The following is a 22,899-nucleotide window of genomic DNA, read 5'->3' as shown; positions in this document are numbered from 1 at the left end:
CTTCAGAAAACAATAGTCCCACGGAAGGAAAAAAAAGTCTCAAAACGTGAAAAAGTAAGCCCGACAGAGCTGCCAGGCTTACTTTTTCCTATAAAATGGGCAATTTTTGTTATTTCCTTGCTACCTTGCGATAATCCGAGGGCGACATGCCATAGGCATCGCTGAAGATGCGGAAGAACGAACTGCGGGAGAAGCCGGAGAGTTCGGCAATGACAGTTACGGCATCTGTTGTGGTGGCCAACAGGTGGGCGGCATGGCGCACGCGATACTCGTTGAGGAAGGCAGTTATACTCTTGCCATTGGTACAATGACGGATGGCATCGGTGATATAGCGCTCGTTGGTACCAAGGAGCTGAGCCAGGCGGTTGCGGTCCAGGTCGGCATCGGTAAAGATATGATCCGGAGCTTCCATGAGGTCGCAGATGCGGCAGAAGAGTTGCTGATTGGCTGAAAGGTTTTCCTGGGGTTCCGCTTTCAGCTGCACGATGGTCTGCTGCTCCTCCTGTTCGCGCTGCTCTATCTCGGTCAGCAGGCGGCGGTTTTTCTCAAGGAGCTCCTTATTATATATACGTACGCGCACAAGAAAGTAGCCAATGAGCAGGATGACAAGGATGGCAGCGGCAAGCAGTACACGATGGATGCGGGTCTCACTTTTAGCATCGTTCAGGGCCAGTTCTTTCTCATGGCTCTGGTAGATAACAGCCAGTTCGGCCGCATTGTTTTGCTTCTGCCAAACAAGGGCAGAGTCGATGGCAGCGCTGACACTGTCAGCAAGTATCAGTGCGTCGGCGTTGCGACCAGCCTTGCGGTAGGCCGTGTAGCGGGGAGAAAGACGGTCGGCGATGTTGTCGAAGGTCATCTTGGCGCCATCGGTAGCCAGATAGGTGCTGTCGAGTTGTTCATACCAGTAGGCCGCCTCGTCGTAGCGACCAGCTGCCATCAGATATTCGGCCGCCTCTCTGTAGGCATTGGGCTCCATCAGTCGGCTACGTGGGATGGCGGCATATGTTGCGGAAGCCTCGGCAGTATGACCGGTTTCTTGTAGGAGCAGCGCACGCTGCAGTGCCACATGGCCTTTCCATTCCTCAATCAGCAGCGAGTCATCGTGCTCTTGCTCAGCGCGTTCGAGCCCATGTGCGCTACGGTCAAGCCATGCCAATGCGCCTTCGAGGTCACCTGATGTATGGTAAATCGTGGATATATTCATACAGATCCAGGCCATACCCCACCCTGTCCGGCTCTTATCTTGGGTATCCTCTTGTTTTGCCTCATAGGCTTTCTGTGCCGTGAGTTGTGCTTCCTGGAACTGGTGCAACTGTAGTTGGATTTCAGCCATGAGCATCAGCAAAGCAGACTCTGTATGTTTGGGGAACGACTCGTTTTCCTTTGCCAATGGCAGTAACTTGGCGATGACGTCCATGGCTCCCTCTGTGTCGCCCCGGCGAAAGCGAAGACATGCCCAGCGATAGCCCGCGTCGGTATAGGTATGCCAATCCTGCGAGGGGTCTGAGGCATAGCCTTGATAAGACTTCCTGTAGAATTGCTCCGCTATCCGCATCTGCCAGCCTTGGTCGTAGACGAGTCCACGCAGGTGATCGGCCTTGGGCGTACAGACAATCTTCGCTGTCTCCATGCTGTCGATGACGGCCAGGGCGCGGTTCAGGTTCTTGGCATCGTAGGCTTCGGAATACCGCTGCCACATAGCTTTTGCCTTCGCGTCGTCCTTCGCATCGCCGCAATGAGAACAAGATGCCAGCATGGCTAGCACGGCACATATAAGTGTGAGGGATATCCGATGCTTCATTTCCAGTTAATGACTAATTCTATTTTTCCAGACTCCTATATATACGATTATTGTTATTTTCGTGCTGCCTTACGATAATCCGAGGGCGACATACCGTAGGCATCGCTGAAGATGCGGAAGAACGAACTGCGGGAGAAGCCGGAGAGTTCGGCAATCAGCGAAATGGAATCTTTCGTGGTTGCCAACAAACGGGTAGCATAGCGCAGACGGTACTCGTTGAGGAAGATGTTCACGCTCTTACCATTGGTACAGGTACTGATGGCATCGGTCACGTAGTGCTCGTTGGTGCCAAGAAGCTGGGCCAGACGGCTACGGTCCAGGTCGGCATCGGTATAGATGCGGTCCGGCGACTCCATGAGGTCACAGATACGACGGAAGAGCTGCTGCTCGGAAGTGAGGTTTTCCTGGGGCTCGGCCTTCAACTGCTCGATGCTCTGCTGCTGCTCCTGCTCACGCTGTTCTATCTCGGCCAGCAGGCGGCGGTTTTTCTCAAGGAGTGCCTTGTTATGCTGATGAGAACGCCACAGGAAATAGATGATAAGCAGACAGATGAGGATGGCGGCAACGAGGATGATGCGGTGGATGATGAGCGACTGGCGGCGACTGGCAATCTCGGTCTCCTTCTGACGGATTTCCTGCTGCTGCTCCACGTCTGTCTTCCATTCCTGTATGCGGATGGAGTCGGTCAACTGGCGCATGCGGTCTGAAAGAACCTGTGCCTCGTCTTTACGTCCGGCTTTCTGCAGGGTCTCATACTGGTTCATCATGTAGTGCTTGATGTATTCGGTAGTGATAGCACTACCCTGGGCCAGATAGAGCGAGTCGGTCTGGCGGAACAGGCGGACAGCCTCGTCGTAGCGACCAGTCATAGACAGATAGCGGGCATCAGCGCCAATGTCATAGACCTTGCGGTTTTCAGCCTCACGGTGCTTCAGATACAGGGCCTCGGCCTTGTCGTGCTGACCGTTGGCGGCATAGATCATGGCCTGGCCAATCATTATATTATTGTGGCGGATCTGGCGAACGAGGTCGGGCAATTCACCGCAGCGATCCAGTCGGGCCAGGGCCGTGTCGCCTTTAGCCACCAGAGACAGGGCCTTTTGGGGCATCCCCTGCTCAAGATAGAACTCTGTAGCCTCTCCAACGGCGATAATCATGGCGTCCATCACCCAGTAGTCGTCAGTATGCTTCACACCGTCCATCATGATGTCAATAGCCTCCAGGAAATACTGCTCGGCTTTGTCGGGATGCTCCATACTCAGCTCACAACTGCCCTTGAGCGTCAGCGCACGACTTTTCACTCGCAAAGCCACCTCCTCGCTGATGCCGGATTCTCCTCCACCCTGCTTCCGCTCATTGTCCACGTCGGCAATGATATCATCACACAGGCTGAGGACCTTGGCATACTCGCCATTTCTCTCCAGCCATCCGCCCAGCATGAGAAGGGCTGAATAGTAGGAAACGCCTTCACGCTTCAGTTCTGGTACATTCTTTATCTGTTCACCGTAGAATATAGCCAACCGTGTCTGTCCTATCTGTCCGTAGTGGTTAGTTCTGAGGAGGTTGGCAGTGGCAGTTGAAAACAACCCCACCCGCTCAGCACTGTCAATCTTTGCAAATGCCTTTTCGGGTGTCGTGAATGCTATTTTCTGTAACTCTTCTTTCAGTTTCTGCTCCTCCTCGCTGCGGTCAGGTTTTGTGCAGCCCATCATCAGAGCTATTACAGCGGCAAGAACTGTTAAAATTATGGTTGAAAAACTCCTTCTCATATAAGTTATTGATAATAATGGTTGCAAAGGTACACTTTTTTACTAAACAATCAAATACTTTTGTCATTTTTTCTACTTTTCTCGTCGTTTTTTCAGAATTACAAAAAAAACGGCTCCCCAAAGCGCCATGCTTAGAGAGCCGTTTTTTATATTCTAGTCTAAGAAATGCCCCCCTCAGACATCAGCCATCAGCCCACATACATTTGGCTGTTAATCAGTTCTTATACGATATTACCACAAATACAGGAGATTTTTGCGATTAGATCAAAACTTAACAAAATAGATCAAAATAGATTTGTTCCATCCACCCAATCTCTGACCATCGCACAAAAAAAAAGAGCACTCTTCTCACGAAGAACGCCCGATTTAAAAATAATCTTGTGAGACACTTCTCACAAAAATTAGAATTTATAACTAAAATTACTTTAGATCCCCCCTTCTCACGAAGAGAAATAACCTAAAACAGTTTATAAATCATACCAATCTTATTAATAACATTCCTAAAACTTTTGAATTAATCAACCTTGCCGCAAAGGTACTGATTAAATTCTAAACAAACACATTTTTTTTCTTTTTTTTAATTAATGATATATTTTTTGGGAGAATAGCATAAAAAAAAGAGTGTAGGGTTTCCTACACTCCAATATAAGGATTATCCTAAATAGATTACCACAGGGGCAGACGCTGCTCCTTGGGGATATACATCTTGTCACCGGGCTTCACACCGAAGGCCTCGTACCAGGCGTCGATATGAGGCAGGGCGCCATTCACACGCCAGCGACCCAGTGAGTGAGGGTCGCTCTTGGTGCGGTTACGAATCTCGGCCTCTGTGATGTTACCTGCCCATACACCGGCATAAGCCAGGAAGAAACGCTGGTCGGGGGTAAGACCATCGATAACGGGAAGTGGATGATTCTTCGTTGCGTTCTTGAAAGCAGCATAGGCCACCTGCAGACCACCATGGTCAGCCAGGTTCTCACCCAGTGTCAGACGACCATTGGCATTGAGGTCGGGCAGCACCTTGATAGCAGAGAAGAAATCAGCATACTTGTCGGTGCGGGCCTTGAACTGCTCACCATCAGAAGCAGCCCACCAGTCGTGCATATTACCATCCTTGTCGAACTGACGTCCCTGGTCGTCGAAGCCGTGGGTCATCTCGTGGCCGATAACCACACCGATAGCACCATAGTTGAAGGCATCGTCGGCCGTCATATCAAAGAAGGGCACCTGCAGAATACCAGCAGGGAAACAGATTTCGTTGGTGGTGGGGTTGTAGTAGGCGTTCACGGTCTGAGGATCCATGTACCAGTCGTCGATATCCACGGGCTTGCCAGCCATATGGTCAATCTCGTACTCGTTCCAGAACTTACGACAGGCCAACAGGTTCTCGTAGTACGACAAAGAGGGGTCGATAGAGAGCTTAGACATATCAATCCACTTGTCGGGATAGCCCACCTTCACGTAGAACGTGTTAAGCTTCAGGAGAGCGTTCACCTTGGTAGAGTCTGACATCCAGTCCTGAGCAGCGATACGCTCGCCAAGGGCAATCTGCAGGTTCTTGATGAGCTTGGTCATACGCTCCTTGGCAGCTGCAGGGAAATACTTCTCTACATAGATTTTACCAAGGGCCTGACCCATATAGTTCTCTACCTGACTGGTGGCACGACGCCAAGCGGGATGGTCCTGCTTACGACCAGACATCACCTTACCAAAGAACTCGAAGTTGGCCTCGCGAACGGCATCGTTCAGGCAACCAGTAGAGCTCAGGATAACGCTCCACTCCATCACGTCGCGAAGGGTAGCGGGCTTCATCGTGGCCAGGATCTTGTTGGCACCCTCCATGAAGGCTGGCTGACCAACAACCATCTCCTGCATGAACTCACTCTTCAGTCCCTGAGCGTTCATCAACTGCTCCAACTTCAGGTTGGGATACTTCTGATTAAACTCCTTCAGGGTCATCTTATTATAGTTGGCCTGAGGGTCGCGCAACTCGGTGCGACTCTTTGAAATCTTAGCCAGTTCAAGTTCCAGCGCGAAGATATTCTTCATCTTCTTAGTAGCCGCAGACTTACTAAAGCCATAAGCCTGGAACATTCTGACAATATGCTTCTTATACTCGTTACGAATCTTGGTTGTAGCCTCATCATTCTCCAGATAATAGTCCTTCATACCGAGGGTCAGTCCGCCCTGGTTCACACTGAGAATATTCTGCGAAGCATTCTTCTCGTCGGCACCCAGTCCGGCTCGATAGAACTCCATGTTACCATACTTAGCCATCTCCATCTGGATAGCGAAGAGCTGCTTCATGGTCTTGGCAGACTCGAGCGCCTTGAGCTTGCTCATCACAGGCTGCAGCCCTTCCTTCTCACGACGTACAGAGTCCATAGCCAGTTTGTAGAGGTCAGAGAGTTTCTGCTCGGTTGTACCCTTGGCATAGGTATTGTTGAGCAACTCGGTGAGGATGCCATTGATACGCTTGTTGTTGTCCTCGCCAAGACGGTCGAACGAACCAAAGCGCGAGAAGGCAGCAGGCAGCGGATTCTTCTTCATCCACCCACCACAGGCATACTCATAGAAATCGTCTGCAGGACGCACCGATGTGTCGAGGTCGCCCAGTTTGATGCCCGACTGCAGTTCAGCCTGTGCCGATGCAGCGAGCGACATTGACGTTAAAGCCATTGTCATAAAAAGTTTTGTTAGTTTCATTGTTTATGTGTATTGAAAAAAATTATTATTTCAAGCATCCAGAAGTTCCTGAAGCTCTTCTGAGAGTTTTTCCCAGCGTTCTACCTCTTCATCCATCTGGCGCTTAGTGTCGGTATACTCCGTGACGAGCGTCATATCTGAGGCATTCTTTGGATCGCATAGCAGCTCATCAAGTTCCTTGAGACGCTGTTCCATCTTGGAGATTTTCTTCTCGCACTCCTCCACGGCCTTCTCAGCACGCTTCTGACGACGCTGCTGCTCCTTGCGCTCGGCATACGACTCTCCCCCTTGCCCCTCTCTGGTAGAGAGGGGAGTAGATAGATTCTCCTTGGCAGGAGCTGATTTATCCTTAGTAAAAGCTACCTTTTCCAGTTCGCTCATATCTGCGATTTTACGCGCATGCAGGAAATCGTAGATACCACCGATATGCTCGCGCACCTTGCCACCACCAAACTCATAGACCTTGGTGACCAAGCCATCGAGGAACTCACGGTCGTGGGACACGATGATAGCGGTGCCGTCGAAAGCACGGATAGCCTCCTTGAGCACATCCTTTGAAGGCATGTCGAGGTGGTTGGTGGGCTCGTCGAGAATCAGGAGGTTGACAGGCTCTAAGAGCAGGCGAATCATGGCCAAGCGACTACGCTCGCCGCCACTGAGCACCTTGACTTTCTTGTCGGAGGCCTCGCCACCAAACATGAAAGCTCCGAGGATATCATTGATACGCAGGCGGATGTCTCCCTTTGCCACATTATCGATGGTCTGGAACACGGTGAGATTCTCATCGAGCAACTGTGCCTGATTCTGAGCGAAATAGCCAATCTGCACGTTATGCCCCACATTCAGCGAACCCTCGAAGGGAATCTCGCCCATGATACATTTCACCAGGGTAGATTTACCCTCACCGTTCTTACCTACGAAAGCCACCTTCTCACCGCGCTTGATGGTGAGGTTGACATGGTCGAAGATAACGCGGTTGTAGGCTTTCTTCACTTCATCGCAGATAACGGGGTAATCGCCAGAGCGGAGGCAGGGCGGAAACTTCAGGTGCATGGCGGAATTATCCACCTCGTCCACCTCGATAATCTCCATTTTCTCCAACTGGCGCAGGCGCTGCTGTACCTGCACGGCCTTGGTAGGCTTATAACGGAAACGCTCTACGAAGTCGCGTATATCAGCCATCTCCTTCTGCTGATTCTCATAGGCACGGAGCTGCTGTTCGCGGCGCTCTTTTCTGAGCACCACATACTCATCGTACTTCACACGGTAGTCGACCACGTGCCCACAGGAAATCTCCAGCGTACGGTTGGACACATTATTGATAAAGGCACGGTCGTGACTGACCAGCACCACTGCCCCACTCCACGTGGCCAACAACTGTTCGAGCCATTGGATAGACTCGATATCAAGGTGGTTGGTGGGCTCGTCGAGCAACAGCACATCAGGACGGCGTAACAGAATCTTGGCCAACTCGATACGCATACGCCAACCGCCCGAGAACTCGGAGGTAGGACGGTCAAAGTCGGAACGCTCGAAGCCCAAGCCCATCAGCGTGCGCTCTATCTCGGCCTCATAGCCCTCGGCACCTAACATCTGATAGCGTTCGTGCTCAGTAGAGAATTTCTCTACCAGCGCCATATAATCCTCACTCTCATAGTCGGTACGCTCGTTGAGCTGCTGCTCCATACGTGCAATACGGTCGGCCATCTTCTGGATATCGGCAAAGGCCTTCTGAGCCTCCTGACGCACGGTGGTGTCGTCCTGCAGAATCATGACCTGAGGCAGATAGCCAATGGTGCTCTCGCTGGCCACGCTCACCGTACCAGCCGTGGGTTTCTCCATGCCACAAAGAATCTTGAGCATGGTAGACTTGCCTGCACCGTTCTTACCAACAAGGGCGATACGATCCTTGTCGTTGATGACAAAGGTGGCATCTGTAAACAGGGGTTTTACCCCGAATTCAACTTTTAATCCTTCTACGGAAATCACTTTCTAATATATTAAAAGAGGTGTATCATTAATAAAATCAGCTTGCAAAGGTACAACCTTTTCGCGGAATGTCCAACTTTTTTACATGTTTTAGCATGCTATCGTCAGAACTGGAAATAGATAAAGGGCTGTATCTCACTGCTTTTTACCTGGATGACCAGATAGATGACAGCAGTGATGAGGAGGGCACACAGCACTACACCGCCCCACTCCAACACACGCACGCAACGCGCCTGGAAGGTATCGGGCACGAAATGGGTGACATAGCCAAACAGCATCATGGCGAAGACAATCCAATAGCCGGTGACAACCTGCTCGAAGAGCTCAGGATGGAAATTGGTGGCAATCTGCGTGATCATCACCCACGAAGCCTCGAAGGTGTGATTGCGGAAGAATATCCAGCAGAAAGCCACGAAATGGAATGTCAGGAGCACAGACAGCAACCAGCGCAGACCCGTGCTGTGATAGTGCTTATCGTGATGGAACACATGTTCGCGCAGCCACTTATGAAGGGCCAGCGCCACACCATGCATACCTCCCCACGCTACGAAATTGAGACTGGCACCATGCCACAAGCCTCCCAGCAGCATCGTGATAATGAGGTTGACATACTGGCGCACCCTACCCTTACGGTTGCCACCCAGTGAGATATAGATATAGTCACGAATCCACGACGACAGCGAGATATGCCAGCGACGCCAGAAATCGGTGATACTCTCAGAACGGTAAGGGGCGTTGAAGTTCATGGGAAAGCGGAAGCCCAGCAGCAGGGCAATACCGATAGCCATATCACTATAACCGGAGAAGTCGCAATAGATCTGAAGGGTATAGCCATAGACACCCAAGAGATTCTCCACACCACTATAGAGCGAGGGATTATCGAAGATGCGGTCCACGAAATTCAGGGAGATATAATCGCTGATAACGGCCTTTTTGAACAGACCGATAGCGATGAAATAGCAGCCCTGGGCAAACATCTGCGAGGTAATCTCAAGAGGCTTGCGAATCTGTGGGGCGAAGTCGCGCGCACGGACTATAGGTCCTGCCACCAACTGGGGAAAGAACGACACATAGAAGGCGTAGTCGAGCAACGAAGGCAAGGGTTTCAGATCACCACGATACACGTCGATGACATACGACATAGACTGGAACGTGAAGAACGAAATTCCCACTGGCAGGAAGATGTCCCAAGGCTGGAAATTGCTGCCCACCATCTGCGCCCACATGCCGGCGAAGAAATTGGTGTATTTGAAATAGCCAAGAAGACCCAGGTCGATAAATAACGACAAAGCCACAAGCCATTTAGACCGATGAACAGACAGGACGCGTGCTATGATATAATCGCTCAGCGTGACCACAGCCAACAGACCGAAATAGAGGCCGCTGGACTTATAATAGAAATAATAGGAGAAGGCGGTCACAAACAGCAGACGCAGGGTGAGCGTACGCTGAAGGAGCATATATATAAAGGTAAAACACAGGAACACCATCAGAAACAAGCCCGAGGAGAATATCATGGGTTCGTCTGAATGGTAGGTCAGAAGATGCAAAAGACGTTCACTCATGGCTGTTGCTGTTTATAAATATCGAATCCTGCTAAAAGACTCTTTACCAGATGGGTGGCCAGTCGGCGCCCACCGGCATGGGAGATATGGGTATAGTCCTTGTTGGCATAGCCCTTGTCCACCAGCGTCTTCATACTCTCGCGTCCGCCCATGGCCTGGAAGAGGTTGAAGAAAGCTACCTGCTCATTGGCTGCCATGATCTGCTGATAACCAACGAACGACTCAACGCCCGCCATGGTGTGGATACCCTCCATAGAACGCTGGTCGCGGTCGGTCATACTGACAACGAGGATGCTGGTATGGGGATAGGCTGCCTTGAAATGGCGGATAACGCTTCCCATCTGATGGATATATGAAGAATAGTTGCGTACATTCTCATTGGCCACATTCAATCCGAAGTGGAAGATGATGAGGTCGTAAGGACGTTGGGCGGCAAACTCGCGCAGTACGGCAGAGGGAATAGAACCCAAGGTGACACCCGACGAGCCACGCATACTAAAATTGTCCACAATGATGCCCTGATTACTCTCCAAAGCAACGCCATAAAGGTAAGTCTTGGGCGAGGCAGCAGAGACGGAATAGATGATTTTATGCATGGAGGGATGATGCTTGGTGAAGGTCTGGAGCTGTCCATCGCCACCAATAACGTCACTGACAAGTGTGTCGCTATTCATCTTTGTTGCCACGGTGATAGTATCTTCCGTCCTAAAGAAGAAGGTGGCTTTCTGCCAGTTGTTCAGGTGCTTGCGCGACTTAGAGCCTTGATAGACAAACGTGGCTCTGTTGCCGTCGATGGTGAAATAGCGCTGGGCGATGCTCTGCACCTGCGCATTGAACGGGCGCTTCACCACTTCGTATTCTCGCAAGCCCTCGAAGGAATGACGGACGGTCTGACGGAAGCCATAGATCTGACTGGCACAATCGACCCACCCCACGCCATTGCCGCCAAACTGCGTCTGTAGCTGTTCACGGAGGTCGCACGACAGGATATCGCCCTCAACGAAAGAGTCGCCGAAATAGGCGATACGCACAGGGCGGTTCAACTCCTTGACACGTGCCAACTGCTGATAGAAATGGTGCATGCCGCCAGATTGCCCCTGACCATAATCGGCAATCATCGTAACACCTTCCGGCGTGGTCTGGGGCTGTATCATTCGGGGGATGACGGTATCAACACCGTCAATGGAATCGTACACCACGACGGTATCGGGAACCGACGCCACAACAGATGGGGGCTCGGGAATGTCAAGCACCTCTGTGCTGTCTGTCCCTGAAAGTGTTTCGGGCAACAGGTCGCTGAGTATATTCACTTGGCGCAACTCATTATCTCCCAGATAGATTGTCGGGAGAAAACGCATCGCAAAAAGAATCACCACAACCAGCCCTACTAATATGAAGGTACGTGCTGCTTGGTTCATTAAGCCTGGGCTTTCAGGAATTTATCGAGCACCTCGATACCTTTTATCGTACAGATGCCTCGAAGAGAGATAAACATGATATTATTCAGGACACTCTCAATAGAGAAATGTGCATACAGACGCTTCTGAAGGAAGAGCTGACCAATAGAGTCAAACAGAATGGTCACCAGGTCATGGTGGATGTCTTCACGGAAATAGCCCTCCTTGACACCCTTATCCAAAAAAGCAGCCAACTCCTTTCTGTTTTCCTCACGGCTCTTCTCCAAGTATGCCATCACCTTGGGATATTTCTCTATGTCATCATAGAACGAGGGACTGGTGAAACGAAACTCTTCCACCTTTACCTTGTAGACATTCAAGATAATATCCATCACATTCGTGTTACCCTTTACAAACTCGGACATTTCTTTCTCGCGTCGCTGATTGTAGCTCTTGATACCTTCAAAGAGCAAAACCTCCTTATTGTCGTACAACTCGTACATCGTACGCTTGGATATATTCAGCGTGCGGGCAATGTCGTCCATCTTAACGGCCTTAATGCCTTTTTTAGCAAATAATGTCATCGCAGTATCCAGGATTTTTCCTTTCAACCCCTGCCGATATGCCGATAAACTCTTTAATTCTTGCATAAGTATTAGTTTTACGCTGCAAAGTTACTAAAAAGATTAAAAAACACTTGTATTTTTCGTCGATTTTTTGTACTTTTGCATACCATTTTTAATTTGACTCAATTATCTATTACACGTATGGTAAAAATTTCTAAAGAGGCAGCTTTGGAATATCACCAAAGCGGTCGCCCAGGAAAAATTGAAGTAAAGCCCACGAAGGCTTACAGAACACAAACAGATCTAAGCTTGGCATATTCTCCTGGAGTAGCTTATCCATGTCTGGAAATTCAGGATAACCCAGATGATGCTTACAAGTACACCGACAAAGGTAATCTGGTAGCAGTTATCTCGAATGGTACCGCCGTCCTCGGACTAGGCGATATCGGTGCCCTGAGCGGAAAACCCGTGATGGAAGGTAAGGGACTGCTCTTCAAGATTTACGGCGGTATTGACGTGTTTGATATCGAAGTCAACGAAAAAGACCCTGAGAAATTCTGTGAGGCTGTGGAGCGTATCGCCCCCACTTTTGGTGGTATCAACCTGGAAGACATCAAGGCTCCTGAGTGCTTCTACATCGAGGAGCGTCTGAAGAAGACCCTCGACATCCCCGTGATGCACGACGACCAGCATGGTACTGCTATCATCAGTGCTGCCGGTTTGAAGAATGCGCTGGAGGTTGCCAAGAAGGACATCAAGCAGGTGCGCATCGTGGTGAATGGCGCTGGTGCAGCTGCCATCTCTTGCACAAAGCTCTACATGGCACTGGGTGCACAGAAAGAGAATATCGTGATGCTCGACTCAAAGGGTGTGATCAGCACCAGTCGTACAGACCTAAACGAGCAGAAGAAATTCTTTGCTACTACCCGCACGGATATCCACACACTGGCCGAGGCCGTGAAGGATGCCGACGTATTCGTAGGCCTGTCAAAAGGAAATGTTCTCTCACAGGATATGGTTCGCTCAATGGCGAAGGACCCCGTGATCTTCGCACTGGCTAACCCTGTGCCCGAGATTTCATACGAGGATGCAATGGCCGCTCGTCCCGACGTACTGATGTCAACAGGTCGTACGGACTATCCCAACCAGATTAACAACGTTATCGGTTTCCCCTATATCTTCCGTGGTGCGCTCGACGTACACGCTACGGCTATCAACGAGGAGATGAAGATGGCTGCCGTTCACGCTATCGCCGACCTGGCCAAGAAGCCCGTGCCCGACGTGGTGAACGATGTGTACAAGGTGAACAACCTGAAGTTCGGACGTGACTACTTCATTCCAAAACCTGTTGACCCACGACTCATCTCTGAGGTGAGTGCCGCTGTGGCAAAGGCTGCTATCAAGAGTGGCGTGGCCCGTAAGAAGATTGAGAACTGGGGACAGTACAAGGCTTCATTGTCAGTACTCCTCGGACAGGAGACCAAACTGACCCAGAAGCTCTATGCTACCGCTGCTGCTCATCCCCAGCGCGTAGTCTTCGCTGAGGCTGTACATCCCACCATGCTGAAAGCTGCTGTTCAGGCTAAGAGCGAGGGTATCTGTCAGCCCATCCTGCTGGGTAACGACGAGGTGATTGAGAAGATGGCCAAGGAACTGGATCTGAATCTGGATGGCATCGAGATTGTGAACCTGCGTCATCCCAATGAGCAGGAGCGCCGCGAACGTTATGCCCGCGTACTGGCAGAGAAGCGTCAGCGCGACGGCTATACTTTCCAGGAGGCTAACGATAAGATGTTTGAGCGCAACTACTTCGGTATGATGATGGTAGAGACGGGCGATGCTGATGCTTTCATCACAGGTCTGTACACCAAATACTCTAATACAATCAAGGTAGTAAACGAGGTGATTGGAATCCGTCCTGAGTACAAGCACTTCGGCACGATGCATATCATCAACTCTCCCAAGGGTACGCTGTATGTAGGCGACACACTGGTGAACGAGAACCCTGATACAGAGACACTGGTTGATATTGCAAAACTATCGGCAACGGCTGTACGCTTCTTTAACGAGAAGCCTGTCATCTCCATGATTTCCCACTCAAACTTCGGTTCTTCCCAGAGCGACGGTGCCGGCAAGGTGCGTGCTGCTGTAGAGCAGATGCAGAAGGACTACCCCGACCTGGCAATAGATGGTGAGATGCAGATCAGTTTCGCACTCAACAAGGAGTTACGCGACGAGCAGTATCCATTCACTCGTCTGAAGGGTAAGGATGTGAACACACTGGTATTCCCCAACCTCACCTCAGCACGTTCAAGCTACAAGATGCTGCAGATGCTGGATGCCGACGTGGAAATCATCGGCCCGATTCAGATGGGACTGAACAAGCCCATCCACTTCATCGACTTCGGTGCTTCAGTTCGCGACGTGGTCAACATCGTGGCTGTGGCTGTGATCGATGCCTATGTGGATAAGATCAAGACAAGAATCAATAAACGATAAGAACTTATGGTGATGCATCAAGTAATTCTTTCACTCGGTGCCAACTATCAAGCGGGAAAGAATCTGCCCGAAGCACAAAAAAGCCTCGGGCAGATACTCTTTTCACCACATTATACGGATGCTATCTGGACAGAACCGATAGCCAGTAAACGAACGGATCTTTATCTGAATCAACTGGTCAAAGCACAGACAGAACTTGATTTCGAGGCTTTGATAAAGGCTATCAAGGAGATAGAGATTCGGCACGGACGCACGCCGGAAGAGCGCGAACAGGGTATTGTACGTATAGATATTGACGTCTTAGAGTTTGACGGCGTACATCATCACCAACGCGACTGGGAACGTCCTTACGTAAAAGACCTCTTACCTCAGCTTTAACGCATCCCCTACCCTGATCTGGTAATCGGGACTCAGGTGATTCATCTTATACAGCGACTCCAGACGGATGCCGTATTTCTGGGCAATAGTATACATGGACTCACCTTCACGGATATAGTGCAGTCTGTCCTTGTATTCCTTGGGCGCACGCTTCTGTTTTTTCTTCAGCCAGATAACTTCACCTTCCTGCAAGCGGTCGTCGCGGTCGCGCTCATTATAGCGGGCAATCTTCTTGTATGAGATACCTATCTCTTCGCCAATAGAACGGAACGTGTCTCCCCTGCGCGCATAGATAAAGTAGTTCTTGTTATACTTACCCATGGGATGAAGGGGCTGACCATTCTGCATGTGGTCCTTCGTATGGGCTTCCAAAGTCTTATCGTACGAGCGCGCCTTGTCGTACTCATAAAGATGGTACAACTGGATGATGTCTATCAGGCGATCGGCATACTTGGGGTTGGTAGCATAACCGGCAGCTTTCAAGCCACGGGCCCAACCTTTATAGTCGGTAATCTTCAAACCGAAGAGTCCACGATAGCGCTGACCGGAAGCCAGGAAACGAGAGTGGTCTTCATACGACTCGTAAGCAGAATTATAGGAACGGAAACACTCGTTGCGCGCATCATCATCCTTATAGATAGTACGACCCGTCCACCCGTGGCACTTAATACCAAAGTGGTTGTTGGCCTTACGGGCCAAGTCGCTGTCACCAGCCCCACTCTCCAGCAAACCCTGAGCCAAGGTGATGCTGGCAGGAATCTTCCATTTCAGCATCTGCTCAATAGCACAATCCTTATACTGGTTGATATAGTTCTGGTAACGGGCATTCCAGACAGACTGGGCACTCGCTACAGAGGAAAGACAAAATGTATAAAACGCAACGAGATATGTTTTCTTGATCATTTCTGCAAAGAGAAGAAGGGCTCTCGAATTACTTCGGGAGCCCATAAGAATATTAGAGTTTCAAATCTTTCTTCAGGAGTTCAATCTTAGCTTCAGCAGCCTTTGAGCAACGCTCATAATCTGCTGCACCAGAGAAGCTTGCATCCTTAACCTCAGTGTAGAACTTTATCTTTGGTTCGGTACCGGAAGGACGAACAGAAACCTTTGTGCCATCCTCGCAGAACCACTGCAGAACATTAGAGGTGTCAGGCATATCCAACTTGGTAACATTGCCCTGAGCATCCTTAGCCTCAAGGGTCTTGTAGTCTTTCACCAAGACAACCTTTGAGCCACCCAATGTCTGAGGAGGATTATTACGGAAGTCGGTCATCATCTGCTTAATCTCATCGGCACCAGTCTTACCTGGACGAACCACGTTGATGGTGTACTCCTTAGAGAAGCCATACTCCTTATAGATATTCATAAGCAGGTCATAGAGCGTCATACCATTATCGCGAGCCCATGAAGCAATCTCACAGATCAGGCAGATAGAAGCGGGAGAATCCTTATCGCGCACCTTATCAAATGGCAGGAAGCCAAAGCTTTCCTCACCGCCACCGATATACTTCTTCTTGCCTTCGTTGACACGTATCTCGTTAGCAATCCATTTGAAGCCAGTGTAGCAGTCCATCAGTTCTACGCCATTCTTCTTGGCAATCTCGGCAATAACCTCGGTAGTCACGATAGTCTTCACGAGGAACTCATTACCCTTCAACTGACCAAGTTTCTTCTTGTTGGCAATGATGTACCAGCAGAACATCATACAGGTCTGGTTACCATTCAGGATTTCCCACTCCCCCTTGGCATTGCGGCAAACAATAGCCAAACGGTCGGCATCGGGGTCAGAGGCAATCACCAGGTCAGCATTGAGCTTCGTACCCAGTTTCATACCCAGTGTCATAGCCTCGGCATTCTCGGGGTTAGGAGAAACGACTGTGGGGAAGTTTCCATCGATAACCATCTGCTCGGGCACTACGTGAATATTCTGGAAGCCCCAAGAACGCAGAGCCATAGGAACAATCACACGACCAGTACCGTGCATAGGTGAGTATACGATATTGAGGTCTTTCTGACGCAGGATAACATCCTGATCGACCATAGCCTCCTTCACTGCTGCGATATAGTCCCAGTCCATCTCACCACCAATAGGAATGATCAGGTCTTTGTTGCCCTGGAACTTCACATCCTCAATCTTAACCTTATTCACCTCGTCAATGATACCCTTGTCATGGGGAGCCAATACCTGAGCACCATCGTCCCAGTAAGCCTTGTAACCATTATACTCGCGGGGGTTGTGAGAAGCGGTGACATTGACACCAGCCTGACACTTCAACTGACGGATAGCGAAAGAAATCTCCGGTGTAGGACGGAGGCTCTCAAAGAGATAAACCTTGATGCCGTTGGCTGAGAAGATATCAGCTACGGTCTCGGCAAACATACGGCCATTGTTACGACAGTCGTGTCCTACAACCACTGCAGGCTGCATGTTGGGGAATGCCTTGTTGATGTAGTTGGCAAAACCCTGAGTAGCCATACCTACGATATACTTATTCATGCGGTTGGTGCCAGCACCCATAATGCCACGCAAACCACCCGTACCGAATTCCAGATTCTGATAGAAAGCGTCGATAAGTGCACTTTTATCCTCTGCGTCAAGCATAGCCTGAACTTCCTTGCGGGTCTCCTCGTCGAAAGCAGGAGAGAGCCACACCTTTGCCCGTGCCTCGCACTGGGCAATGAGTTGAGCGTTGTTTTCCATTTTATGTCTTTTAAGTTAATAATTCATCTGAGGGGCAAAGTTAATAAACTTTTCCCAAATAACAAAGAAAAAGAGAGGTTTTATTTTTCCAAAGGCTTTACGTAGCGCATGTTGGCACGTATCTGCCTCTGACGTTTTTTCATATAGCGACTAGGTTCCTTACTGCTAAACCGACGTGGATTGGGTAGCGTGGCAGCAATAAGGGCACACTGATTGGGCGTCAGGTCCTTGGCATCACATCCAAAATGCTCTTCGGCTACAGCCTGCACGCCATAGATACCAGGTCCCATCTCGATGGAATTGAGATAGACTTCCATGATACGTTCCTTTGACCAGAACACCTCTATCAAGACAGTAAAGTAGGCTTCCAATCCCTTACGTACCCAGGAACGACCGGGCCACAAAAATACATTCTTGGCTGTCTGCTGACTGATTGTCGAAGCGCCCAATCTGTTTTTCTCAGGATGCTCTTTATTACGCTTGGCTGCATACTGGATAGCTTCGAAGTCGAAGCCCCAGTGATCAGGGAATTTTGCATCCTCACTGGCCATCACAGCAAGTGGCATGGATGGCGACATCTCGTCTAGTGTCACCCACGTATGACTCAGCTTCATCTCGTCCAACTGGAAGAGACGGATAAACATCAGCGGTGTGTAATAGACTGGTAAAAACTTCAGCACTACCACAGAAAGAATGGTAGTGCCGAAGAATAATGCCAAGCCCCATTGGGCTATTTTTCTAATGCGTTGAAGAATTGCTTTCAATTGTTAATTGTCAATTATCAATTCTCAATTGCCGTTTACTTCAATGTGCCAGCCTCAGCAGCCTTGACCATAGCCTCAGAAGCATACATATATACTTCTACGCGACGGTTCTGCTTCTTGCCCTCTGCTGTAGAGTTATCAGCAACAGGATTCTTTGAGCCCTGACCCTCTACACGCTTGATGTTAGAAACACCAAGTTTCTTCAGCTGGCTCTCAACAGCCTTTGCACGCTTCTCTGAAAGAGGATTGTTGATAGCATCGGTACCTGTGCTGTCTGTGTGACCAAAGATAGCTACGTCTACATCGCTGTTGTTCTTCAGCACATCAGCAATCTGCTTGATGGTGTTCTGAGAAGAAGCGTTCAATGTAGATGAGTTGGTAGCAAAGAGGATACCGCTATCAAAAGTAACCTTCACACCCTGCAGGCCATTGGCATCAGTAACGGTCTCAACCTGAGCGTTCTTCACAGCCTCAGCCTCAGCCTTCACCTTATCCATGTGCTTACCAATCAGAGCACCAGTACCAGCACCAACAGCAGTACCGATAGCAGCACCTACTGCTGTATTACCAGCTACCTTACCAACGATAGCGCCAAGCACTGCACCGCCGGCTGCACCGATTGTTGTTCCCTTGGCCAGATTGCTACAACCTGCCATGACGATTCCTGCACAGAGTGTCAGGATGATTGTCTTCATTTTCTTCATAACGTTTTAGTTTTTATTTATAAAAATGTTAAACATGCTCTTTTCAACGTGCAAAGATAGAAAAAAAACTCAATTCGCAATCTACAATTCTCAATTATTTTGTACCTTTGCACAAAATTTTTAAAGATATTGAACAAAACATGGCAAAAGAATTAAAAGATTTAACAAAAAGAGCCGATAATTACAGCCAGTGGTTCAACGACCTTGTTGTCAAGGCCGACCTCGCTGAACAGTCGGCTGTACGTGGCTGTATGGTTATCAAGCCCTATGGATATGCCATCTGGGAGAAGATGCAGCACGAGCTTGACCGTATGTTCAAGGAGACTGGCGCTCAGAACGCTTATTTCCCCCTGCTGATACCAAAGTCATTCCTCAGCCGTGAGGCCGAGCACGTAGAGGGCTTCGCCAAGGAGTGCGCCGTGGTGACTCACTATCGTCTGCGCGCCAAGGAAGACAAGAGTGGTGTTGAGGTTGACCCCTCTGCCAAACTCGAAGAGGAACTCATTGTCCGTCCTACTTCAGAAACAATTATCTGGAACACCTATAAGAACTGGATTCACTCTTGGCGCGATCTGCCCCTGATGTGCAACCAGTGGTGTAACGTGATGCGCTGGGAGATGCGCACCCGTCCTTTCCTTCGCACCAGCGAGTTCCTGTGGCAGGAAGGTCACACCGCTCATGCCACTCGCGAAGAGGCTGAGCAGGAGGCACAGAAGATGCTGAAGGTCTATGCCAAGTTCGCTGAGGAGTGGATGGCCGTACCCGTTGTCCAGGGTGTTAAGAGTGAGACCGAGCGTTTCGCCGGTGCACTGGATACCTACACCATCGAGGCTATGATGCAGGACGGTAAGGCCCTACAGAGCGGAACCTCTCACTTCCTGGGTCAGAACTTCGCCAAGGCTTTCGAGGTTACATATCTCAATAAGGAGAATAAGCCTGAATATGTATGGGCTACATCATGGGGCGTTTCTACCCGTCTGATTGGTGCACTCATCATGACACACTCTGACGATAACGGTCTGGTATTGCCTCCACGTCTGGCTCCTATCCAGGTAGTGATTATTCCTATCGCCACCAAGCCCGAGCAGATGGAACTGGTCAACAAGGAGGTTCAGCCTATCATCGAGAAGCTTCGCAAAGCTGGCATCACAGTGAAGTTCGACGACTCAGACAATAAGCGTCCTGGATTCAAGTTTGCCGACTACGAATTGAAGGGTGTTCCCGTACGTCTGGTACTGGGTGCCCGCGATCTTGAGAATGGCACCATCGAGGTGATGCGTCGTGACACTCTGGAGAAAGAGACTCGCTCTATCGAGGGTATCGCAGAATATGTTGAGCAATTGCTCGAGGATATCCAGAAGAACATCTTCGAGAAGGCCAAGACTTATCGTGATGCACATATCTACGAGTGCGACAACTACGAGGAGTTCAAGGAGCGCATCAAGGACGGTGGTTTCTTCCTCTGCCACTGGGACGGTACAGCCGAGACCGAGGCAAAGATCAAGGAAGAGACTCAGGCAACTATCCGCTGCGTGCCATTCGGCGTAGAGCAGACACCTGGTGTCGATATGGTAAGCGGCAAGCCTTCCAAGGCTCGTGTTATCATTGCCCGCAGCTACTAAGTTCCGGAACCAAATTACAACAGAATAGAAAAAAGACCGATATCCTTCGCGGGTATCGGTCTTTTATTGTATCAATAATCCTAGCAGAGCAAAGAGCCTATCTGATAGACCACAGCAGAGACCACCCAGGCAAGACAAGTGGTGTAAACGGCAGACACGCAAGCCCAACGCCAGGAGCCGGTCTCGTTCTTAATAGCAACGACAGTAGCTATACAGGGGAAATAAATCAGCACAAAGAGCAGGTAGCAATAGGCCTGCAGAGGCGTGAGCGACTCCAGTCCGCCCAGCACACCAATAGATGATGCAACAATCTCCTTAGCGCCAACACCGGTGATAAGCGATACATCCAACTGCCAGTTGAAGCCCTGAGGGGCAAAGACTGGTGCAACGGCCTGTCCCATGCGGCCAATGATACTGGTCTCCATCGACTCTGCCACTCCCGTAAAACTGAAATAGCCCATAGCCCACACCAGGATACTGGCAACCAGGATGATACCTCCCATCTTCTTCAGATACTCCTTACCTTTCTCCCATGTATGGCGCACCACAGCCTTCAGTGTGGGGAAACGATAAGGCGGCAGTTCCATCACAAACGGAGTATCGTCACCCTTGATGATAAAGGAAGAGAATACCTTACTTACCACCACCGAAAGCAGGATACCAATGGCATAGAGGGATATCATAATCCACGACTGATACTCTACGGCGAAGAAGGTACCGATAATCATGATATAAATAGGTAGGCGTGCAGAGCACGACATCAAGGGGAGTATCATCATCGTGATGAGACGTGAGCGACGGCTCTCAATGGTACGGGTAGCCATCACGGCTGGCACATTACAGCCAAAGCCCATGACAAGAGGGATGAATGACTTGCCGTGAAGTCCCATCTTATGCATCAATTTGTCCATGATGAAAGCAGCACGGGCCATATAGCCAGAGTCCTCCATGATGGAGATAAAGCAATAGAGGATAAGAATCTGGGGAAGGAACACAATAACGCTGCCAACACCGCCAATGACACCGTCGACAAGCATCGAACGAAGCGGACCGTCCTCCATCGTAGTACCTATCCACTCGCCCAACCACTCTACACCGGCATCTATCCAGTCCATAGGATACTGGCCCAGCATGAAGGTGGTCTGGAACATGATGAAGAGAATGGCGAAAAAAACGGGGAAGCCCCATACCTTATGCGACAGTATATGGTCTATGCGGTGGGTCGTGCGATAGGTATCCTCCTTGGTTCCCGTCACATAACCGGCTTCCTTCAGCGCACCATTGATAAAGCCATACTTGGCATCCATGATGGCGGTCTCGGAATCAGAACCTGTTTCCTCCTGCACACGTGCAGCAGCCACATCTCGTGCCTGAAGGAGCTGCTTACGATCCTCAGGACGATGTTCCTCGGCAAGATGCTGTCCAATATACTGCAGCACATCACTATCGTGCTCCAGGAGCTTGATAGCCAGATAACGGGTAGAATAACGCTGACGGATATGTTCATCAGCCTTCAGGTACTGCTGGATATGACTGATACCCTGTTCTATCTCGTGACCATAGTTGATATGCAGATGTCGCGAGGTACCCTGTTTGCCCTCATAGACCTGAATCACGGCACGGAAAAGTTCCTTGAGTCCCCTACCCGTCTTAAACGACGTAGGAATCATGGGCATGCCAAAAAGAGACGAGAGCGTAAGGATATCCAGTTTGTCGCCACGACGTTCAAACTCGTCATACATATTCAGGGCGCACACCATACGCACATTCATATCCACCAACTGGGTGGTGAGATACAGGTTGCGCTCCAGATTAGAGGCATCCACCACATTAATCACCACGTCGGGCATCTGTTCCGAGAGATGTTTTCTGACATAAAGTTCCTCAGGACTATAGCACGAGAGGGAATAAGTACCGGGCAGGTCGGTAAGCAGAAACTCATAACCGAACATCTGTGCGTGGGCCTCGGCGGCATCCACGGTGACACCACTATAGTTGCCCACATGAGCATGGGCACCAGAAGCGAAATTAAATAGCGAGGTCTTACCACAGTTGGGATTGCCCACCAGTGCCACATGTATCGTACGGCGCTGCTGCAAGGCCCGGTGCTGTAGGTAGTCCTCCTCGTGCCCTTGCAGCACTACCTGCGATTCCATCTCGTGTGCTTCAGAGACAGAAACCACCACCACCTGCTCGGCCTCCTGACGACGAAGTGACACCTCATAGCCCATTATACGGTATTTCACGGGATCCTGAAGGGGCGCATTCTGCAGCACCTCTACGGTCTGTCCCTTGATAAATCCCATCTCTATGATACGCTTGCGGAAGCCACCGTGACCCAACACCTTCACGATAACACCCTGCTCTCCATTTTTCAATTCAGAAAGTTTCATGTTTTAATAACGCTTCTTTGACATGCAAAGTTACAAACTTTT

At 50.0% G+C, this 22,899-nt stretch carries 15 protein-coding genes; 3 read left to right on the top strand and 12 right to left on the bottom strand.

The window, feature by feature from the left end; all coding sequences use genetic code 11:
- Positions 1-109: 109 nt before the first annotated feature.
- The 7 genes from L6466_RS06325 to L6466_RS06295 form a co-directional block, all read right to left on the bottom strand.
- Complete coding sequence (locus tag L6466_RS06325) at positions 110-1,804, bottom strand: helix-turn-helix domain-containing protein (protein ID WP_237803435.1); 1,695 nt, start codon at positions 1,802-1,804, stop codon at positions 110-112.
- A 53-nt stretch (positions 1,805-1,857) separates the two neighbouring features.
- Positions 1,858-3,516, bottom strand: coding sequence for a helix-turn-helix domain-containing protein (locus L6466_RS06320; protein ID WP_237803437.1), 1,659 nt, complete (start codon positions 3,514-3,516; stop codon positions 1,858-1,860).
- A 723-nt stretch (positions 3,517-4,239) separates the two neighbouring features.
- Positions 4,240-6,279, bottom strand: a complete 2,040-nt coding sequence (locus L6466_RS06315) for a M13 family metallopeptidase (protein ID WP_091819178.1) — start codon at positions 6,277-6,279, stop codon at positions 4,240-4,242.
- A gap of 30 nt (positions 6,280-6,309) precedes the next feature.
- A complete protein-coding gene (locus tag L6466_RS06310; RefSeq protein WP_237803438.1) occupies positions 6,310-8,268 on the bottom strand; it encodes an ABC-F family ATP-binding cassette domain-containing protein in 1,959 nt (652 codons plus the stop codon).
- A 104-nt stretch (positions 8,269-8,372) separates the two neighbouring features.
- Entirely contained in the window at positions 8,373-9,833 is a 1,461-nt protein-coding gene (locus L6466_RS06305; protein WP_237803439.1) for an MBOAT family O-acyltransferase, read from the bottom strand.
- Complete coding sequence (locus tag L6466_RS06300; protein WP_237803440.1) at positions 9,830-11,251, bottom strand: SGNH/GDSL hydrolase family protein; 1,422 nt, start codon at positions 11,249-11,251, stop codon at positions 9,830-9,832. Before L6466_RS06300 ends, L6466_RS06305 begins: the two co-directional genes overlap by 4 nt.
- Entirely contained in the window at positions 11,251-11,880 is a 630-nt protein-coding gene (locus L6466_RS06295) for a TetR/AcrR family transcriptional regulator (RefSeq protein ID WP_091819182.1), read from the bottom strand. The genes L6466_RS06300 and L6466_RS06295 overlap by 1 nt, the downstream gene beginning before the upstream one ends.
- A 117-nt stretch (positions 11,881-11,997) precedes the next feature.
- Between L6466_RS06295 and L6466_RS06290 the strand changes: the two genes are divergently transcribed.
- The gene (locus L6466_RS06290; protein WP_237803441.1) at positions 11,998-14,295 is read left to right on the top strand and encodes an NADP-dependent malic enzyme; all 2,298 of its coding nucleotides are present in this window, start codon (positions 11,998-12,000) and stop codon (positions 14,293-14,295) included.
- 12 nt (positions 14,296-14,307) lie between these two features.
- Positions 14,308-14,673 (top strand): 2-amino-4-hydroxy-6-hydroxymethyldihydropteridine diphosphokinase, encoded by a 366-nt coding sequence (locus tag L6466_RS06285; RefSeq protein ID WP_237803442.1) that lies wholly within the window; start codon positions 14,308-14,310, stop codon positions 14,671-14,673.
- Here the strand turns inward: L6466_RS06285 and L6466_RS06280 are convergent.
- The 4 genes from L6466_RS06280 to L6466_RS06265 all read right to left on the bottom strand — a co-directional run bounded on the left by L6466_RS06280 (position 14,659) and on the right by L6466_RS06265 (position 18,842).
- Positions 14,659-15,576, bottom strand: a complete 918-nt coding sequence (locus L6466_RS06280; RefSeq protein WP_237803443.1) for a glucosaminidase domain-containing protein — start codon at positions 15,574-15,576, stop codon at positions 14,659-14,661. The two genes, L6466_RS06285 and L6466_RS06280, sit on opposite strands and share 15 nt — an antisense overlap.
- 52 nt (positions 15,577-15,628) lie before the next feature.
- Positions 15,629-17,374 carry a phospho-sugar mutase gene (locus L6466_RS06275; protein ID WP_237803444.1) on the bottom strand — a complete coding sequence of 582 codons (1,746 nt, stop codon included), beginning with the start codon at positions 17,372-17,374 and terminating at the stop codon, positions 15,629-15,631.
- Between the two features lie 80 nt (positions 17,375-17,454).
- Positions 17,455-18,129: a monofunctional biosynthetic peptidoglycan transglycosylase gene (mtgA, locus tag L6466_RS06270; protein WP_091819215.1), complete on the bottom strand. Its 675-nt coding sequence runs from the start codon at positions 18,127-18,129 to the stop codon at positions 17,455-17,457.
- Positions 18,130-18,173: 44 nt separating this feature from the next.
- Positions 18,174-18,842: a YiaD family glycine zipper/OmpA-like lipoprotein gene (locus L6466_RS06265; protein ID WP_091819187.1), complete on the bottom strand. Its 669-nt coding sequence runs from the start codon at positions 18,840-18,842 to the stop codon at positions 18,174-18,176.
- Positions 18,843-18,982: 140 nt separating this feature from the next.
- Here L6466_RS06265 and proS point away from each other — a divergent pair, with 140 nt between their 5' ends.
- Positions 18,983-20,464 carry a proline--tRNA ligase gene (gene proS / locus L6466_RS06260; protein ID WP_091854979.1) on the top strand — a complete coding sequence of 494 codons (1,482 nt, stop codon included), beginning with the start codon at positions 18,983-18,985 and terminating at the stop codon, positions 20,462-20,464.
- A gap of 80 nt (positions 20,465-20,544) precedes the next feature.
- Here proS and feoB read toward each other — a convergent pair whose 3' ends face one another.
- Positions 20,545-22,857: a ferrous iron transport protein B gene (gene feoB, locus L6466_RS06255; protein WP_237803445.1), complete on the bottom strand. Its 2,313-nt coding sequence runs from the start codon at positions 22,855-22,857 to the stop codon at positions 20,545-20,547.
- Positions 22,858-22,899: the final 42 nt, after the last annotated feature.

Origin of the sequence: Prevotella communis (assembly GCF_022024175.1) — a bacterium.
Lineage (GTDB): Bacteria > Bacteroidota > Bacteroidia > Bacteroidales > Bacteroidaceae > Prevotella > Prevotella communis.
This window is presented reverse-complemented; position numbering and strand designations above follow the sequence as displayed.

Coding starts and splice junctions, on each gene's coding strand:
- L6466_RS06325 (WP_237803435.1), bottom strand. CDS start 1,804: ATGAAGCATCGGATATCCCTCACACTTATATGTGCCGTGCTAGCCATG.
- L6466_RS06320 (WP_237803437.1), bottom strand. CDS start 3,516: ATGATGGGCTGCACAAAACCTGACCGCAGCGAGGAGGAGCAGAAACTG.
- L6466_RS06315 (WP_091819178.1), bottom strand. CDS start 6,279: ATGAAACTAACAAAACTTTTTATGACAATGGCTTTAACGTCAATGTCG.
- L6466_RS06305 (WP_237803439.1), bottom strand. CDS start 9,833: ATGAGTGAACGTCTTTTGCATCTTCTGACCTACCATTCAGACGAACCC.
- L6466_RS06300 (WP_237803440.1), bottom strand. CDS start 11,251: ATGAACCAAGCAGCACGTACCTTCATATTAGTAGGGCTGGTTGTGGTG.
- L6466_RS06295 (WP_091819182.1), bottom strand. CDS start 11,880: ATGCAAGAATTAAAGAGTTTATCGGCATATCGGCAGGGGTTGAAAGGA.
- L6466_RS06290 (WP_237803441.1), top strand. CDS start 11,998: ATGGTAAAAATTTCTAAAGAGGCAGCTTTGGAATATCACCAAAGCGGT.
- L6466_RS06285 (WP_237803442.1), top strand. CDS start 14,308: ATGCATCAAGTAATTCTTTCACTCGGTGCCAACTATCAAGCGGGAAAG.
- L6466_RS06280 (WP_237803443.1), bottom strand. CDS start 15,576: ATGATCAAGAAAACATATCTCGTTGCGTTTTATACATTTTGTCTTTCC.
- L6466_RS06275 (WP_237803444.1), bottom strand. CDS start 17,374: ATGGAAAACAACGCTCAACTCATTGCCCAGTGCGAGGCACGGGCAAAG.
- L6466_RS06265 (WP_091819187.1), bottom strand. CDS start 18,842: ATGAAGAAAATGAAGACAATCATCCTGACACTCTGTGCAGGAATCGTC.
- proS (WP_091854979.1), top strand. CDS start 18,983: ATGGCAAAAGAATTAAAAGATTTAACAAAAAGAGCCGATAATTACAGC.
- feoB (WP_237803445.1), bottom strand. CDS start 22,857: ATGAAACTTTCTGAATTGAAAAATGGAGAGCAGGGTGTTATCGTGAAG.